Consider the following 18,309-nt stretch of genomic DNA (forward strand, 5'->3'; position numbering starts at 1 on the left):
GGTTCACTCCCCCATCACAAACTGTTTGCTGAAACGCACATCGCCCTCGACGAGGTCGTGCATGTCGTTGATATCGTGGCGCAGCAAAAGCGTGCGCTCCATACCCACGCCGAACGCGAAGCCGGTGTAGACGTCCGGATCAAGACCCGCGGACTTCAGGACGTTCGGGTTGACCATGCCGCAGCCGCCCCATTCGATCCAGCCCGGGCCACCCTTCTTGTCGGGGAACCACAGGTCGAGCTCGGCGCTGGGCTCGGTGAACGGGAAGTAGCTCGGACGCAGACGGCTCTTGGCCTCCGGGCCGAACATCGCGACGGCGAGCTTGTCGAGTACACCCTTCAAATCGCCCATCGTCAGGCCCTTGTCGACGGCCAGCGCCTCGCACTGGTGGAAGACCGGGGTATGCGTGGCGTCGAGTTCATCGGTGCGGAACACGCGGCCGGGCGAGGCGATATAGAGCGGAACGCCACGCGTAAGCAAGGCACGAACCTGATCGGAAGAGGTCTGGGTGCGCAGCACCATGTTGGATCCCACGAAACCGGCGGCGTCCTTGGCCTGGTTGCCCTTGACGTAGAAGGTGTCCTGCATCTGGCGGGCAGGATGGTCGGGGCCGAAGTTCAGAGCATCGAAGTCGTACCATTCGGTCTCCACTTCGGGGCCCGCGGAAATCTGCCAGCCCATGGAGATGAAGAGGTCCTCGACGTCCTCCATCAGCTTCGGCAGCGGGTGACGGGCACCCAGCGGCTTGCGATTGACCGGCAAGGTCATGTCGACGGTTTCGGCGGCGAGCTGACGGGTCTCCTCTTCGGCCTTGACCTGCGCGGTCTTGATGCCGAACGTGCGCTCGAACTCGCTGCGCAGCTTGCCCATCAACTGGCCGGCACCCTTCTTCTCTTCTGCGGGGAGGCCTCCGATCGACCGGTTCGCCAGCATCATCGCCGATTCTGGCCCGGCATATTCCGTTCTGATGGCTTTGAGCTCCTCCATGGTGGAGGCACCCTTGATTTTCGCGATGCCCTCAGTGACCGCGTCGGTCACCGCTTCCGCATCGAATGACGCACTCTGTGCCACGAGTACCCTTTCCTTGCAATTTCCAAACCTTGAAAACGTCCAAGATTACACGCACAAAAGTCATGAATCCCAAGCATTTACAGCCTTTTCATTGTTTCAATATGACTCGACATAGCATTGTGTCCGTTTGCGCTTATTTCTGTGTGATGAAGAAACTCGCTTTACCGATGTTGCGCAGCGTCCCGTGCCATCGCCAATGTAAAAAGCATCACCGCGGTGCTCGTGGCGAGATTAAGCGATTCGGCCTTGCCGTAGAGCGGGATGGACACGATTCGTTGTACACGTTCCAGTACATCGGCAGGCAATCCGCGAGCCTCGTTGCCGAACAGAATCGTTTGAGAAGAATTGCCGTTTTTGCCATCCTGCTGATACTTTTCGACCACATCAATCAGCGATTCCGGCTTGAGCGTTGGCGTACCGTAGACGTCGGCGGCAATCACCTCGCGATGCTGCTGCGCGGCCCATTCAAAGAATTCATCGGTGCTCATGGTGACCACCGGCAGGTGGAACAACGAGCCGGCCGTGGAACGGATGACCTTCGGATTGAAGCGGTCGACGCAATCCGACACGAAAATGACCGCGCGGCATCCGGCGGCGTCGGCCGAGCGAATGACGGTCCCCGCGTTGCCCGGATCACGAATCTGCCAGAACGCAGCGACTGTGTTATCTCTATGAGCGACATTGTCGGAGGAATTCTCAAATTCATTCGACATATGCTGCTGCATGGCTTGCAAATCGCCGACGGCGACGATACCTTGCGAGTCCGTACTCATACGATGCATCACATCACCGGTGACCTGGTGAATGTAAAGCCCACACTCATCTGCTTTCTTCGCGATGTCACCGACCACCGATGAAAGCAGCCCATCCTGCCGCTCGTCCATCTCGACGAAGCAATCTTCGACCACTTCCGGCATCCATTGCACGATTTCGCGCACGGACTGCGGTCCCTCGATCAGGAACCTCCCGGCCTTTTTGCGGGCTTTGTTCTTTTCCAGCTCCGCGACGCGCCGCACGCGCTCGGACTTGGGATTATCGATAATGTGCTGATTAAAAGGCATAGCTACACTTTACGCGCGGTCATTGCCATCAATCTTTATTGATGTTCTTCCTTTTTATTTACTTGTGTCCACCAATAAGAAAAAACAGCAACCTAATTACATTGAATAATCAATTTCAAACCAAACGAACGAGCATCCGCTGGTAAAACTCAACCGCCGAAGAAAGTGAAGGTACCGGCGAAGGCGGAGGCTATCAGCGAGATCGTGGGAACTGCGGCGCAGACGATGACGAAGGCCCAGTCCCGCGGATTCACTCGGCTGATGCGGGCATGGGTGCGCGGAGTGTCGCCGCCGAAGCCGCGGGCCTCCATGGCAGTGGCGAGCGTGGTGGAACGGCGGATGGAAAGGACCAATAGGGCGAAGGTCTGCGGGAAGAACGCCTTGACCTTGTTTTCGTCGCCGAGGCCGCGCGAACGACGGGAAGCGGTGAGCGCGGCCCAGTCGTCGCGCAACACCGAAAAGAGGCGCATGCCGGCCAGGCCGCCATAGACGAAGCGGTCGGGCAGGTGAAGGATCTGACTGAAGGAATCGGCCAGATCAGTGGTCTCGACGCCGAGTACTGCGATGATGGCCGGGACGCCGACGGCAAGGATACGGATGCCGGTGGCAAGCGCCAGCATCGCCGAACGGTCGGTGACGGTGATCATCGCCCAATGCCACCAGATTCGGCCGCCTTCCTTGCCATAGAGCAGCACGGCCAGCGCCGAGCCGGGGGCACCGATGAACACCGGCCATGTCGATCTGACCACGCGCCAAGGCGACAGACTGATGCAGGCGAGCAGAACGAATTCGATCAGCAACGCGACGCTTGCCGAGACCCAGTCAAGGCTGAAGATCAACGGCAGCGCGGCGAGGAAACCGCCCAGCATCCTGAACGTCGGATTGAGCGAGGCAAGGAAAGGCGAGCGACTGGACTGCCGTTCCTGTTCGTCGCGCTCGTTGACCGGGCTGACGGCGATTTCGTCGTCAGAGGTCCCAGCGTCCCTGCTTGATGGTTCCGCCTTGCGACGCTCCTCATGCATCGAGCGGACGCCTTCGGCATCGTCTTGCGCCTGCAATTCAATGACACGGGCGCCGAGTGCGGTGACCAGATCGCGGTCGTGGGTCACGACGATGACGCTGACGCCGTCGCCGCGCAAGGAGTGGATCAGCGAGACGATCTGCATCCACGTGCGTCGGTCCTGGCCGAAGGTCGGCTCGTCGAGGATGATCACGCGCGGTGCGGCGGCCAGCGAGGCAGCGACGGTCAGGCGACGTTTCTCCCCTCCGGAAAGGGTGTAAGGGTTGACCGAGGCATATTGCGAAAGCCTGAACCGGCGCAAGAGCGCCATGGCTTTCTTCTTGGCATCATCCTCCGGTGTTCCGGTTCGCACAAGCCCGAGCATGACTTCTTCCAGTACGCTGCCACGCGCGAACTGATGCTCGGGATTCTGGAAGACGTAAGAGACACGCGCCGCGAGTTCAGTGGATTTCCAATCCATCGGAGAGTTGCCGCTTGCGCCTTCCACCAGTTCAGGCGCGGCTTCGACACTGCCTGCCACAGGCTCCAGCAATCCTGCCAATGTCAGCGTAAGCGTGGACTTGCCGACGCCGTTACGACCCACCAAGGCCGTGATCTGCTCAGCGGCAAAAGACACGTTGATATGCTCGGCTATGGCTTTGCCGTTACGGCCGATGGCCAAATCGTTGGTAGAAAGCAACGTCTTGCCGTCGCCGGTCGCGGGATCGCTGGCGGGCTCGTCATCGGTATGGATTCGATGGATTTCGTCTTCCGGACGGCGATATCTGCTGGGCATCCAGATACCGAGCGCCGCAAAGTCAAGGTCACGGTTGGCAAACACATCGTCCGGCGTACCGTCGGCGACCACGATGGTGCGTCGGAATCCGCTGTGGTCGATTTCGGCAGCGTCGCCGACCTGCGTGACGCGTGCCTTGACCTGATCGTCGGATTCAAGACCCAGAACGACGACCCGGTCGATAAGGTCGATCCAAGGTCCGGCGCGGTGCTCGACCAGCAGCATGGTGGCTTCCGTATTATGCAATACTTCAGATACTGCGCCGACAACCTGCTCAACCCCTTCCGGATCGAGGTTGGCGGTCGGCTCGTCCAGTAGCAACGCCCCGGGCTGCATGGCCAGCGCACCGGCCAACGCAAGACGCTGCATCTGCCCACCACTCAAATGCATGGTGGAACGATGCAACTGCAATCCTTCAAGTCCTACTGCAGCAAGGCTTTGCTTTACACGTTTCCAAATTTCAGGCCGTGGCACACCCATGTTTTCCGGACCAAAGGCGACGTTATCGCCCAAACGTTCGAAAATCGTCTGCGCGTCTGGATCCTGCAACACAAGTCCGACCCGTCCATGGGCGGCGGCAGCCGGTATGCCATCGACGAAGACGCCGCCCTCGGTAATGCCTCCTTCGGAATCCTCGACTGCGACAACCTGACTCGTTTCATTTTGGCCGGCTTGGTTCGCAGTTTCCGGAGTATCCCCGCCGAGCAGGCCAGAAGCGGCTTCGAGTATCGTCGATTTGCCGATACCGGAGGCTCCCAGCAGGAGTACATGTTCGCCGGGGTGAATGTCAAGGTTCAGGCCACGCACGGCGAAATGCCGGCGCGAGGCATGGCGGTAGCCCCATTTTTTGAAACTGATTGAAGCCGGCTGCACCTTGGTGAAAGATTTGCCATCAACGTGTTTTCTATCTTGCAAAGCAGCTTGATCAATGGCACTATCGGCGTCCACGGCATGCTGAAGCGAGCCATCGCCTTTTCGGCTAACGACTGCCTTCGCTTGTCTGCCTTGCATACGTTCCCCCATCGATGCCTGAATTCTATCTGATACCACTCACTTGGAAGCGGCACGGACCTGACGGCCCGAAGCGAACTTGTCGATGGCGCCGGTCTTGGCGATGGCGATATAGAGATACCACATCAGCACGCCGGCCACCAACGCTCCGGAAATCACCGTGGCGACCAAATACCAGATGCCGTATGCACCCGTCATGTTGAATCCCTGCAGATGGGTGAAGAACGTATAGGCCCAGCAGCCGATGGCCGATACCACGCCGGACAGCGTGAGCGTGAGCAGGTTCCAGACCTTGTAGGCCACGCAGAGGAACACCACCTCGGCGCAAAGCCCCTGCACCAGCGCGATCAGGAAGGTTTCGGTTCCGCCCCAGGAATTGCCGAGCAGGGCCTCGAGCACGCCCGCCACGACTTCCGCATAGGTCGCGGCCCCCGGCTTGCGTACGATGACGGCCGCAAGAGGACCAGCAAAGAGCCAAAGCCCGTTCATCAGGCCGCCAAGGCCAGGGACGAGCGCGTCCAGCGGAGAACCGATGGGACCATACAGCAGAGCCGCGGCCCAGTAGACGAAAGTGCTGACCACGCCGATGACCGAAGCCACGGCGATATCGACAACACGCCATTTGAGATTCGGTTTGGAGATAATGGTCGTCTGATTTGATGATGTCATGATTTGTGCCTTTCTGTGGTGCACACCGTTTATCGGCGCGCATACCAAGGCACGGGAAAGAGAGACGTCCGTGCGCCGGCATTGTCCGGACTCACGTTCATTCGGTCGAGGAAATCCTCATCTCAGCCGGCCTCGAATGGCCAGCCCCCGTGTCAATTCGCCATCCTAGAGCCATCCCCTGTCAATCTCCAACCTAATGCCGTGTGGGGCGGGGATATACAATGTTCGGGACGCTCCTTGGCCGCTCGGCCGTGTCTTACGCCCGAACATCGCATATCCCCGCCCCACACTCTGTACAAGGAATCTGACTGACAGGGGTTGCGGGAGGTGGCTCACCAGCGAATAATTACTTCGCGAGTTTGTCCAGAATCAGGGCCTCGGTGAGGACGTTGTTTTTAAGGCTCGTCAGGTCGATGGATTCGTTGGGGCTGTGGGCGTTGCCTTTGGGGTCTTCGGGGCCGGTGACCAGGACCTGGGCGTCGGGGAAGATGCGCTGCAGTTCGGGGATGAACGGAATCGAGCCGCCTTCGCCCTTGTTGATCGGCTCGACGCCGAACGCCTCGCGCATCGATTCCAGCGCATCCTGGGTGGCCTCGGCGTGGGGATCCATGCTCCAGCCCATACCGGTATCAAGCGTGGAAACCGTAACCTCGGCACCGAACGGGGCATGTCCGGTCAGGAAGTCGGTGACGGCCTTGGCCGCATCCTCGGGACGCTGGTTTGGCGCAGTGCGGATGGAAAGACGGAAACGGGTCTCGTTGGCGATGACGTTGAACGAGCCCTCGACCGGGTGCGCATCGAATCCGATGACCGAGATGCTGGGCTTGGTCCACAGTCTCGAGGCCAACGAACCGGAGCCGGCGAGGCGATAGGAGGAGACCACCGAGGAATCGGCTCGGAAGCCGGCCTCGTCGAGGTCGCGCTGGAGTCCTCCAACGGGGTCGCCGCCAGTGAGTCCGGGAATGTTCAGCGATCCGTCCTCGGCATACATCGAGGCAATGAGCATGGCCGACAAGGTATTCGTATCAAGGACCGGGCCGCCGAACTGTCCGGAATGCACCGGATGCTCCAGGGCACGCACGGTGACATCCAGATCGGTGTTGCCTCGAAGGCTCGTGGTGAGACTCGGGATTTCGGCGCTCCAATTGCCGGAGTCGGCCACGATGATGACATCCGAATCGAACGCGTCGCGGTGGGACTCGATGAAGGGGATGAAACTCGCCGAGCCCATCTCCTCCTCCCCTTCGATGAAGACCTTGACATTGACCTTCAGATCGTCGCCCAATGCGTGCAACGCACCGGAATGGATGGCGATGCCGCCGCCGTCGTCGGTCGCGCCACGTCCATAAAGACGTCCGTCGATTTCGGTCGCCTTGAACGGGTCGGTATCCCAGGCCGAGGCGTCCGGGACCGGCTGGACGTCGTGATGCGCGTAGAGCAGCACTGTAGGCGCTTCGGGATCGACGATCTTGGAACCGACCACCTCGAACGCTCCCGGAGTGCCGTCAGGGTTCTTTGACTGCACCACTTCGGCGTCCACCCCACGTTCCCTGAGCTCGTCGGCCACGAATTGCGCCGAACGACGCATGTGCTCGCCGGTGATGCCCTGCGCCGAAACGGATTTCAGCGCGACCTTCCTGCTCAGCAGATCGACGACACGCTCGAAATCGTCATCAACCCGAGAGCGCAGTTCTTCCTTGTCCAGTACAGCCATGTGATGCTCCTTGTCAGATTTGTCCGTTATCTCGATCATCACACAGCCCCGGGAAAACGCGAGAAAACCGTTGAATATTCCTCTATTCCCCGCCCTTTGCCTCGATTCGCGAGTCGAGGCTTGCCCGTAATCTCAAGAGAATGACATGGAATCCTTTCAGCAAGGACAAAGACAAGGAAACGGCGCAAAAATCCGTCGATTCCACATTACAGGAATCTGACGCGCAGGAAAGCAAGGGGCATCCCACGCCCAAGCGCAAAGTCGCCGAACAACGCAACCTCCATCCGCTTGTTCCCAAGAACCGCAAAGCCGACCGCAAGGCCGCCAAAGAGCGTATCCGGAAAAAAGAAGACGAACAGTACGATGCGATGCGCACCGGCGATGTGGCGCATATGCCGCGTCTCGAACGTGACCCGGCACATATCTACGTGCGCGATTACGTCGATGCCCGTTTCAATCTCGCGGAATACTTCATCCCTGCGTTTTTCGTCATCATGATTCTCACCATGGTGGTCGGCTTCATCTCACAGGCGCTGTACGGCATCATGATGGTATTGATGTATGTGTATCTGATCGCTTCGGTCATCGACGTCGTTATTATGTGGCACAAGCTCAAAAAGAAGCTCATCGAGAAATTCGGCGAGAAATCTGTGGCCAAGGGCACGCGCATGGCTTCCTATGCGTGGGGACGTGCGCTTCAGCTGCGTCGTTGGCGTATTCCCAAACCGACGTCGAAGAAACGCGGCAACTGGCCGAAGTAAACCTTCGATTCGCCGGCTTTCATACAAGATACCTTTGCACCCATTCATAAGATATGGAGGCAAAGGTATTTTCTTACCTATAGGGCATAGATATTGGGGGCAAAATGCAGAATACACATGTTGACGTTGCCATCATCGGCGGCGGTCCTGGCGGGTATGCCACGGCATTGCGAGCCGGCGAGCTCGGACTTTCCGTCGCCCTGATCAATCGGGAAGACCGGCTCGGCGGCACCTGCCTCAACCGCGGATGCATCCCTTCCAAAGCCCTCATCACTGCAACACGGGCGATACACAACGTCAGGGACGCCAAGCGCATGGGCATCGACGCGAGCATTCAAAACATCGATGTTGCGAAACTGGCAGACTTCAAAAACCATGCGGTGAAGGCGATGACCGATGGCCTGGCCTCGTTGCTTGCCGCAAGAAAAGTGACGGTCATCAAAGGTGAAGCTTCGATCGTTGAGAATCATCATGTCAGAGTACAAATCGACCAAATGCAAATCGAAGGCGGCGCTTTCGACGAGATCACGGCCGACAACATCGTCGTAGCCACAGGCTCGAGACCTCGTCCATTGCCGGGCCATCGGTTCGAAGGCCCCCTGATCGATTCCACCCAGGCGCTCGATCTGCCAACGTTGCCGAAATCCGCGGTCATTGTCGGCGCCGGTGCCGTGGCTGTGGAATTCGCATCGATGTGGAACGCGGCAGGCGTCGACGTGACCCTGCTCATTCGTCACGAACGCGTGCTCTCCCACATGCACCGCCGCACGTCGATGGCACTGACTCGTGCACTGGCCAAAAACGGGGTGCATATCATCACTCACAGCCATCTGACCGATATCGATGACTCTGCGAACTCGGCAGGTGCAACGGTGCGCTACTCCAGCGACAAGGACAAAGACGCAACCGAGCATCAGATCCAGGCCGACGTTGTATTGGCGGCCATCGGACGCGATCCCAATACCGACGCTGATTGGTTTACGAGCTCCGGCATCGAACTGGATGAACATGGTCTGGTGAAAACCGACGATTTCGGACGTACCGGCCAACCCGGCCTCTGGGCGCTGGGAGACATTACACCAGGACCGGCCCTCGCCTACCGCGCCTTCGAACAAGGCATCGTCATCGCCGAATCCATCGCAGGCCGCGACCCCAAACCGGTCGACGACACCACGGTTCCCGAAGTCGTGTTCTCGACCCCGGAATTCGCCAGCGTGGGATTGACGCTCGAACAGGCCAAAGCGGCCACCGACATCCTCGAGCCCCAAGAGACCGCCTACCCGATGATGGGCAATGCCAGGATGCTGATGAGCGGCGAGGCGGGTTCGATGTCCATCGTCTCAGGGGCTTATGGTGACAAACCCGATACGCCGGTCGTTCTCGGAGTCCACATGCTCGCCCCGGATGCGGGAGACCTGATAGCCGAAGCCGAACAGCTTGTCGGCAATCGCGTGGCACTCAGCGATGCCGCGCGCCTCATCCACCCGCATCCCACCTTCAGCGAGGCATTCGGAGAGGCTCTGCTCAAAGCGGACGGACGGCCGTTGCACACCAGATAAATCCTGCAAGTTCGCAACGGATTTCCGCACAGGCGACGCAACCGCATGTGTTGCGTCGCAACCACTCCCTAAAATCAGGGTTTAGTTTGTCCGTGCCCGATAACGCAAGTGAGGAAGTCGATGGCCAAAAAGAAAAAGGCGAAAAAAGACAAGAAACAGGGCCTGAAAGTCATCAATCAGATTCGCCAGATCTATAAATACACGCACGCGGAAGACAAGGCGCTTCCCTGGCTGCTTGCCGTTGCGTTCCTGCTGCCGGTGGTTGTCGGCGTCATCGTCGGCCTGTTGATGCGCTGGAGCTGGCTCACCTGGATTTTCATGGTCATCCTGCTGGTGATGGTAGGCGTGCTGCTGTTCACCATGACGCTGACCAATCGTGCAGACAAAGTCGGCTATGCCAAGCTTGAAGGCCAGCCTGGTGCTGCGGTCAGCGTGCTCGGCAATATCAACAAGGCCGGTTACAACTTCCCCCAGACCCCGGTCTGGATCGATCCGAAGACCAAAGAGGCGATTTGGCGAGGGACCGGATACAACGGCATCTATCTGTTGGCCGAAGGAAGCGAAAGCCGCACGAAACGACCGCTGGAGCGTCAGAAGCAGTCCATCAAAGGCGTGACCGCCGGAAGCAACATTCCGGTCTTCGTCATTTCCGTCGGCACCGGAGAAGGACAGGTACGTCTCAAGGATCTGCGCAAGACCGTGCTCAAATGCAAAAGCTACGAGCCTGTCGAGCACAAGTTCGCCTTGATGAACAAGATCCATCCACGCCGTTGCTTCGTGCTGACCAAGGATGAGCTCGATACGCTCAACAGCCGTCTGCGCACCCTCCAGGAGAAGCGCGGTCTCGGCATTCCCAAGGGCATCGATCCCACACGTCCGCAGCACATCAGCCGCCGAGCCATGCGCGGCCGGTGATTCCATCCTCTCGTGACCAAATCGCGAGAGGTTTTTTTATCCCGCATTTCCTTGAAATTCAAACGAATCTGAATTGAAAATCGCCGTCCGAAACATATTCGTAACTCAAGACGCGACGTGACGAAACTCATTACCCTACACTTATACATTGTTAGTACAACGAAAGGAACGGTCCATTGACTGCACTCGAAACGAAGGAAGACCTCGAAGCCCTCATCAACACGGAAGGTGTGGAATACATCTCAGTGCGCTTTACCGACCTGTTGGGCGGCCAACAGCATTTCACCGTACCTGCCAGCGAATTTCTGAAAGACGCGTTCACGGACGGCGAGCCGTTCGACGGATCGTCCATCCGCGGTTTCCAGGCCATTGAAAACTCGGACATGAAACTGGTTCCGGATGTCTCCACCGCCTTCATCGACCCCTTCCGCAAGCACAAGACGCTTGTAGTAGCGCATTCCGTGGTCGACCCGATCACCATGGAACCCTATTCGCGCGATCCGCGTCAGGTGGCTGCCAAGGCCGAGGCCTACATCAAGTCGACCGGCGTGGCCGACACCGCCTGCTTCGCTCCCGAAGCCGAATTCTTCCTGTTCGATTCCGTCCGTTACGAGAACACGATGCAGCGTTCCTTCTACGAAGTCGATTCCGTGGAGGCGCCATGGAACACCGGTGCTGAGGTCGAGGCCGACGGCTCGGCGAACATCGGCTTCAAGAACCGCGTCAAGGGCGGCTACTTCCCGCCCGCCCCGCAGGACCACAACCAGGACCTGCGCGATGACATGGTCGCCAACCTGCAGAAGGTCGGTCTCATCCTCGAGCGCAGCCACCACGAAGTCGGCGGTGCCGGCCAGCAGGAGATCAACTACCGCTTCAACACCCTGCAGCACGCGGGCGATGACCTGCAGAAGTACAAGTATGTCGTGCATGAGACCGCGTTCGAAGCCGGCAAGGCCGTGACCTTCATGCCCAAGCCCATCGCCGGCGACAACGGCACCGGCATGCACTGCCACCAGTCGCTGTGGAAGAACGGCAAGCCGCTCTTCTACGACGAGAACGGTTACGGCGGCCTCTCCGACATCGCACGCTGGTACATCGGAGGCCTGATCAAGCACGCCTCCTCGGTGCTGGCTTTCACCAACCCGTCGCTCAACTCGTACAAGCGTCTGGTGCCCGGTTACGAGGCCCCGACGAACCTCGTCTATTCGGCACGCAACCGTTCGGCCGCCATTCGTATTCCGTTCGCCGGCACCGCACCCGCAGCCAAGCGCATCGAGTTCCGCGTTCCCGATCCTTCCTGCAACCCGTTCCTCGCCTTCTCGGCCCAGCTGATGGCCGGCATGGACGGTGTCCTGAACCACATCGAGCCTCCGGCTCCGGTCGACAAGGACATCTATGAGCTGCCGCCAGAGGAGCTGGACAACATGAAGCACGTCCCCGCCTCCCTTGGCGAGGCCATGGACGCCCTCGAGGAAGACAACGACTTCCTGACCGCCGGCGATGTCTTCACCACCGACCTTCTCGAGACCTGGATCAAGCTGAAGCGCGATGAGATCGACCAGCAGCGTCTGGCCCCGACCCCTCTCGAATACGAGCTCTACTTCAACTGCTGAGATTCTTCAAGTCCTAAGGTCTAATAATAAAAGGTTTCAACATCACCATTCTGATGTTGAAACCTTTTATTATGGACAAATTCCATTCCTGGTATGCAAGGTTTGCTAGATTAGTCCATGGTATTTATAATCTGATAATTATTGTCAAATAATGCTGCTCCAGCTTAGAAGAAGGGCCGATCTTGAGATTCTGCACCAATTGCGGGAAGCCATTGTCCAAAGACAAAGAGCTCTGTCAAAACTGTGGGGCCAAACAACCCAAAACACCGAAACAGGCGACGCCCATTCCACTCCCGTCTCAGGCAAATCCCCTCGACAACGACTTGCAAAATCATCCCCACGATGGTTCACCCCAATCGGATGACATCGGACAAGCCATTATCGAACAGACGGAGTCAGGCCAATCCCAATCAGACAAACGTTGCGAACCCACCGGCACGGATACGAAGAAAACCAGCCGACGCCTCATCATAACCATCATTGCAGCGGTTGTGGCACTCGTTGTGTTGCTCGTGGCCTTCCTGATTCTAAAACCCATCGCCGGTCGTGCCAAGCTCGACGGCACAACTGGGGCACCGACTGGCACGTGGTCAATGAACATCAAGGCACGCGGTGCTTCAATCAAAGCCATAACGGTCAAAGTGAAACCGAACGGCAACACGCAACTGGACATCCTCAACAAGCCGATGGCCACAGGGAAATTGGTGTTAGAGAAGTCTGATGCGACACAAATCATCTATAATGTCCAGAATCTTACTGCACTCGACGGCAGATTGACTGGGATGGCACAGCATACCTCCGCTTCGATTACCATTCCTCGAAGAGGAATCGAAGGCACCTGGAAAATTCAAATGCAGCTCAATGGCTCCATTCCCATCGATTACGCCATGAATGTCCGCAAAAACAACACCATTCTGTTCACATGGAAGAACCCTCTACAGTCAGGCTCCACCAACGGCAAATGGCAGCAAATCGGCGCGAAAGACGGCAAGAAATCATATTCCGTCTCGCTACCTACGCAAATCATGCCAATCGATCCTGATCTTCCCACTCTTTATGGCACACTTGATTTCGAAATCCCCGATCGGTAACCCGCCAAAATGCAAAGATGACAGTCATGTTGTGCCAAGTTGCCGTGTCAGTTCACGCACTTGCATCCCCGGATACCGTCACTGATTCCGACTTGGCAAGTCCGGCGGCGATAAAGGCCCGTGCATAAATCTCTCGAATGGTTTCCTGCTTGCGCCGGTTATAATCCGACACCAAGCCTCCCACATCGGTGGTATGGTTCGCAGCCTCGCGTTTCACGGCAAGGTACTGGTTTCGGTCGTCCGCATTCCGCCGAAGCCAGTTACGGAATATGAGATGCCTCGTGGCCTCAGGCGATCCCAGCGACCACACATGCAGGTTACACGCTGGAGCGTCACCGCGAAACATACGATGCCCATACCACCATGGTTCTCGGATGACCAGCCGGAATCCGGCCTTCTCGAGTGCGGGAACGTACATGCCTTCATCCTCGGAACCAGCAAGAGTGAGATCGATGTCGATCAACGGCTTGGCGTCCAGACCCGGCACCGAGGTGGAACCGATATGTTCAATCGCCAACGCGCGAAAACCAAGAGCTTCAACGATGTTCCCGCGCAACTGTTCGAAGAGGGCAGGCCATGATGAATCATAAGGTACGACGGCGATGTCACGACGATGTTCCACACCATCGACAAAGGGCGATTGGCCTTCAGGGGCAGGGGCATCATCAAACGTTACTATAGCCTCTCGGAACGCAGCCGAATTCCACTGCCCATTCTGTTGTTTGGTTTCCATAACACTTTTCCTTGTATCTGGCCTCGAGAAGACTCTATCTCATTAACTGCGTTGCCAAATCCTTGAACGCATCGGCGACCTGGGTCGATGCCAGGGAACCGTCAGGATTGAGAACAGCTGGACGACCTGAATCATCGATTTCTCGGATTTCCGGTTGCAGGGGAAGTTTGGTCAGCAGCGGTACATCGTAGCCAAGCGCCTCGGTCAGCTGGTCGGATACGCGCTGGCCTCCTCCTTCGCCGAAGATGCGTAGACGTTCGCCTTTGTGGTCGAAATAACTCATGTTCTCCACCACGCCACGCACTTTCATCGGCACCTGCAAGGCGACCAGCCCCGAACGCACCGCCACGTCGGAGGCACTTGGTTGCGGGGTGGTGACAACGACCAGCTCGGCGTTCGGCAATGCCTGCGCCACGGAAATTGCCATGTCTCCGGTGCCTGGGGCGAGGTCAAGCAGCAACACGTCAGGACTTCCCCACCACACATCGGCGAGGAACTGTTCGAGAGAACGTTGCAGCCGGGGCCCGCGCCAAAGAATCGCACGGTCGGCTCCGGCGAACATGCCGATGGAGATCATCTTGACGCCCCAGGCAACTACGGGCATCAGCATACCGTTCAGGTCCGTGGGGCGCGTGTGCACGCCGAAAAGCGACGGCAGTGAGAACCCGTAGATATCGGCGTCGATGGCTGCAGTATCGTAGCCAAGCGCTGAGAACGTGGCCGCAAGGTTCGCCGTGACCGAAGACTTGCCGACCCCTCCTTTTCCCGAAGCAATGGCAAAGATACGAGTTTTCGTGCCAGGCTTGTTGAAGGGGTTCTGCCGGCGCTCGGCCTTGAGCTCGCCCACCAGTTTTTCGAGCTTGTCACGGCTCATCGCACCAATTTCAATATTCGGCGTCAGCTTCGCATCAGGATACGTAAGCACCGCCTGCGTGATACGTTCGCTGATGGTTTTGGAAAGGGGGCAACCGGGAACGGTAAGCTCGACGTGCACGGTGAGTTCATAGCGATTTTCGTCATTATTGCCATCGGCACTTTTGACCGCTTTGACAGCTGGAATCATGCCCAAATCGGTGACGGAACGACCGAGTTCAGGGTCGATAACGTGGCTCAGACGTTCATAAACCTGTTGTTCAATCCGATGTTCAATCGTGCCGTTATCCGTCATTGCACCTTCCTTTTCGCTCGCTTCCCACTGTATCGTTTCCCCAGACGGCTCGCCAGTACTTTTTGTATCACAAAGTAGGAACGCATGTTCTCTGACAAAACTGTCTGCGACAGGCCAAACTCCACCTATAAGCAGCCTTCGATAATCGATAGCCTTTCTGTGCCATTCACATGACACATATCGAAGAATCAACGCACTTCAAAAGGTCGCTTAGGACTATACACTCAACTTCAACTGCGCAGACTTGTGATTCGGGCTTTCTCGGACTCAGCTCTTGTCTGCGGGCTCCCGGTTTCAAGCAAGGTCTTGAACTGAGCCTCGTCAAGCATTGGTATGCCCAATTCTTCAGCTTTGGTGGCCTTGGAACCCGCATTCGCGCCGACAACGACATAATCCGTTTTCTTACTGACCGATCCTGCCGCTTTGCCGCCGCGTTCCACGATGGCTTCCTTGGCCGATTCGCGGCTGAAGCCCTCCAGCGAACCGGTGACTACGACGGTCTTGCCGGCAAGCGTCTGCGCCAGCGTATTCTCTTCAACGCTTTGACCGACACCGGCCGCTTTCCAGGCCTTGAGAATCTTGCCGCGCCAATCGCCCGGTTTGCTGGCGTTGGAGAACCAGGAAACCACCGATTCGGCGATTTCCTGACCAATACCGTTGATGGCGACCAAGTCTTCGACACTCGCGCCGGCAATGGCGTCCAGCGAACCGAAACGGTTGGCGATGAGACGTGCCGTCGGCGGCCCGAGGCGACGGATGGAAAGCGCCACCAGCACCCGCCAAAGGTCGGCTTGTTTGGCCTTGTCGATCTCTTCAAGCATCTTCTTGGTATTTTCACCAGGACGCACATAGACAGGTACTTCACTCATGCCGTCGCGGGTCTTGCGGCGATGAGTACTGATCACCACAGCATCGGTTGGAACATTATATCCCGGGTAACTATCTTGCGGTTTCTGTGCCGATGCTCGGTTCTGTGTCTGTGCAGAAGCATCTTCGCCGCCATCAATCAGCGACTGGCTGTTGGCAGCGGCTCCTGAACCCGAACCCTTCTCCTTCTTGGCTTCGATCGGAGCCGTCCAGAATGCAGGGACGCGATGCCACAGGCCCGAACCGCCGCGGTTCTTGCGCCGTTTGTGCTTGCGCCCTTGTTCGTCGATCTGCTCGCTGACCTCGATAATGGCCGATTCGCGCCAGACCTCGACGTCCTTCAGGTCGTTGGCGTCGAGGCTGAACACATCGGCCTCACTGGTCAGCACCGGTTTCTGTCTGTCAGGCAATCGCAGCCCGGCAACGGGCTCATAAGGCTCGGGCTCCTCACCGGGGCTGACTTCGATATCGCGCAGATCAGGCGCGTAGGTCGCAACGGAATCGGGACGGTTCTCCTCCGGATTCGTCAGGGCGATGGCGCTCTGCTCCCCCAGGTGTTCGATGTCCAGCGCCTTGCGGCTGGCCAGGTTCATGACCCTCTGGGTGAACTGTGCCGGGCAGGATTCGACATTGGGGCAACGGATGTCCTTGTCGCCCTCTTTGGCGGGCGCCAGCTTCGCGCCGCAGGACGGACAGTATTGCGGCATGACAAACTCGTGCAGCTCGTTTTCGCGGCCTTTGCGACGTTCCAGTACAGGCCCGACGATTTCGGGAATGACGTCACCGGCCTTGCGCACGACGACGGTGTCGCCGATCATCACGTTCTTGTGCTTGACCTCCGTTGGGTTGTGCAACGTCGCGGCGGCAACCGTGGACCCGGCCACGTAGACCGGCTGCAGCACGGCCACCGGCGTGACCCGTCCGGTCCGTCCCACCTGCACGACGATGTCGAGCAGTTTCGTGTTGACTTCCTCGGGCGGGTATTTGTAGGCGATGGCCCAGCGCGGGGCGCGCGAGGTGGCGCCGAGCCTGCGCTGTAACGCCAGATCGTCGACTTTCACCACGATGCCGTCGAGTGCATGTTCGATGTCGCCGCGATGCTCGCCGTAATAGTCGATCATGTCGAGAATCTGGTCGAAACTCGTGACCTCACGGTTGTGCGGCGAAACAGGAATCCCCCATTTCCGGTAAAGGTCATAGGCCTCCGACTGATCGTCGACCGCATCATGGCCTTCATTGGCACTGCCGGGCGCCCATTGCAAAAGCCCCAGACCATGCGCATAGAAGCTCAGGTGACGGCTTGCGGTGATCCGCGGGTCTTTCTGACGCAAAGAGCCTGCGGCTGCGTTACGCGGGTTCGCAAACGGCGCCTTGCCTTCGTTGTCGTTGACCTTGTTGAGTTCATGGAAATCGTCCCAGCGCATGAACACCTCGCCGCGGATCTCGACGAATTGAGGAATATCCTCATGAGCGCCTTTGAGGTTCTGGGGAATCGAGGCGATGGTGCGCACGTTGGTGGTGATGTCTTCGCCGGTGGTGCCGTCACCGCGTGTCAGCCCCTGTTCCAGAACGCCGTCGTGATAGAGCAGGTCGAGCGCCAGCCCGTCGATCTTGACCTCGCAGGTCATCGGCAGCGGCTTTCCTTCCGGCCATTCAAGCGCTTTGAGCACCCCGTCATACCATTGCCTGAGTTCGGCGATGGAAAACACATCGTCCAGGCTGAGCATCTTCGAGGGAAGGGTGACGTCGGGGAATTCGTTTGAGAACGTGCCGCCAACGCGGTGGGTCGGCGATTGAGGGTTGTCCAAGGCAGGGAAATCGGCCTCAAGCGCCTGCAGGCAACGCAGGAAAATGTCGTAGGCGGCATCGGAGGAAACGGGATCGGAATCGATGTAATAGGCGATCTGGTCGCTTTCCACCCAGGCGGCCACCCGCGCCCAGAGCCGTGCCGCTGCCTCGCTGGTGAGTTTGGAGACGTCAAGTTTCTCAAGTCTGGTGGCGTCGGCATCGGTATGCTGCAATGCCGCTATCCACGGCAGAGAGCCCGGGGCATATTGCGCCACGCCTTTGTTCTCGCCGACTGGAGCATTGTCGCTTCCGAAATCCCAGGCGAGCTGGTCACCCTGCGACGTCGCCTTTGCCTTGCCTTGTCCTGTTCGGGATTTCGTCGACCTGACCATGTCACCTATCCAATCCGCAGGCGGCATACAAAAGTATTACAATATTAACCGCACGACATTCTTTTTTGATTGTACGGTCATGTCGGGAAAGAACCGTAAA

13 protein-coding genes and 1 riboswitch are annotated in these 18,309 nt (G+C 58.1%); of the genes, 5 read left to right on the forward strand and 8 right to left on the reverse strand.

What is annotated here, in order from left to right:
* Nucleotides 1-3: 3 nt before the first annotated feature.
* The 5 genes from pheS to OZX74_RS05235 form a co-directional block, all read right to left on the reverse strand.
* Nucleotides 4-1,071, reverse strand: coding sequence for a phenylalanine--tRNA ligase subunit alpha (gene pheS, locus OZX74_RS05215; protein WP_277155930.1), 1,068 nt, complete (start codon nucleotides 1,069-1,071; stop codon nucleotides 4-6).
* A 161-nt stretch (nucleotides 1,072-1,232) separates the two neighbouring features.
* Nucleotides 1,233-2,132 (reverse strand): RNA methyltransferase, encoded by a 900-nt coding sequence (locus OZX74_RS05220; RefSeq protein ID WP_277155931.1) that lies wholly within the window; start codon nucleotides 2,130-2,132, stop codon nucleotides 1,233-1,235.
* Between the two features lie 149 nt (nucleotides 2,133-2,281).
* Entirely contained in the window at nucleotides 2,282-4,939 is a 2,658-nt protein-coding gene (locus tag OZX74_RS05225) for an ATP-binding cassette domain-containing protein (protein WP_277155932.1), read from the reverse strand.
* 39 nt (nucleotides 4,940-4,978) lie between these two features.
* Nucleotides 4,979-5,608, reverse strand: a complete 630-nt coding sequence (locus OZX74_RS05230; protein ID WP_277155933.1) for an ECF transporter S component — start codon at nucleotides 5,606-5,608, stop codon at nucleotides 4,979-4,981.
* A gap of 49 nt (nucleotides 5,609-5,657) precedes the next feature.
* Nucleotides 5,658-5,769: riboswitch (TPP riboswitch) on the reverse strand.
* A 185-nt stretch (nucleotides 5,770-5,954) separates the two neighbouring features.
* Nucleotides 5,955-7,322: a dipeptidase gene (locus OZX74_RS05235; RefSeq protein ID WP_277155934.1), complete on the reverse strand. Its 1,368-nt coding sequence runs from the start codon at nucleotides 7,320-7,322 to the stop codon at nucleotides 5,955-5,957.
* Between the two features lie 140 nt (nucleotides 7,323-7,462).
* Between OZX74_RS05235 and OZX74_RS05240 the strand changes: the two genes are divergently transcribed.
* The 5 genes from OZX74_RS05240 (at nucleotide 7,463) to OZX74_RS05260 (ending at nucleotide 13,261) form a co-directional block, all read left to right on the forward strand.
* On the forward strand, nucleotides 7,463-8,083 hold the full coding sequence (locus OZX74_RS05240) for a DUF3043 domain-containing protein (RefSeq protein ID WP_277155935.1): 621 nt from the start codon (nucleotides 7,463-7,465) through the stop codon (nucleotides 8,081-8,083).
* A gap of 104 nt (nucleotides 8,084-8,187) precedes the next feature.
* The gene (lpdA, locus tag OZX74_RS05245) at nucleotides 8,188-9,642 is read left to right on the forward strand and encodes a dihydrolipoyl dehydrogenase (protein ID WP_277155936.1); all 1,455 of its coding nucleotides are present in this window, start codon (nucleotides 8,188-8,190) and stop codon (nucleotides 9,640-9,642) included.
* Nucleotides 9,643-9,762: 120 nt separating this feature from the next.
* On the forward strand, nucleotides 9,763-10,557 hold the full coding sequence (locus tag OZX74_RS05250) for a DUF4191 domain-containing protein (RefSeq protein WP_277155937.1): 795 nt from the start codon (nucleotides 9,763-9,765) through the stop codon (nucleotides 10,555-10,557).
* A 176-nt stretch (nucleotides 10,558-10,733) separates the two neighbouring features.
* Nucleotides 10,734-12,170, forward strand: coding sequence for a type I glutamate--ammonia ligase (glnA, locus tag OZX74_RS05255; protein WP_277155938.1), 1,437 nt, complete (start codon nucleotides 10,734-10,736; stop codon nucleotides 12,168-12,170).
* Between the two features lie 212 nt (nucleotides 12,171-12,382).
* Nucleotides 12,383-13,261, forward strand: a complete 879-nt coding sequence (locus OZX74_RS05260; RefSeq protein ID WP_277155939.1) for a hypothetical protein — start codon at nucleotides 12,383-12,385, stop codon at nucleotides 13,259-13,261.
* Between the two features lie 52 nt (nucleotides 13,262-13,313).
* On the opposite strand, the gene OZX74_RS05265 is transcribed toward OZX74_RS05260, so the two are convergent.
* The 3 genes from OZX74_RS05265 to ligA all read right to left on the reverse strand — a co-directional run bounded on the left by OZX74_RS05265 (nucleotide 13,314) and on the right by ligA (nucleotide 18,209).
* A complete protein-coding gene (locus OZX74_RS05265; RefSeq protein WP_277155940.1) occupies nucleotides 13,314-13,994 on the reverse strand; it encodes a GrpB family protein in 681 nt (226 codons plus the stop codon).
* 34 nt (nucleotides 13,995-14,028) lie between these two features.
* Nucleotides 14,029-15,162 (reverse strand): Mrp/NBP35 family ATP-binding protein, encoded by a 1,134-nt coding sequence (locus OZX74_RS05270; RefSeq protein WP_277155941.1) that lies wholly within the window; start codon nucleotides 15,160-15,162, stop codon nucleotides 14,029-14,031.
* 230 nt (nucleotides 15,163-15,392) lie between these two features.
* Nucleotides 15,393-18,209 carry an NAD-dependent DNA ligase LigA gene (gene ligA, locus OZX74_RS05275; RefSeq protein WP_277155942.1) on the reverse strand — a complete coding sequence of 939 codons (2,817 nt, stop codon included), beginning with the start codon at nucleotides 18,207-18,209 and terminating at the stop codon, nucleotides 15,393-15,395.
* Nucleotides 18,210-18,309 lie beyond the last annotated feature (100 nt).

The organism is Bifidobacterium sp. ESL0798, from assembly GCF_029395415.1.
Lineage (GTDB): Bacteria > Actinomycetota > Actinomycetes > Actinomycetales > Bifidobacteriaceae > Bifidobacterium.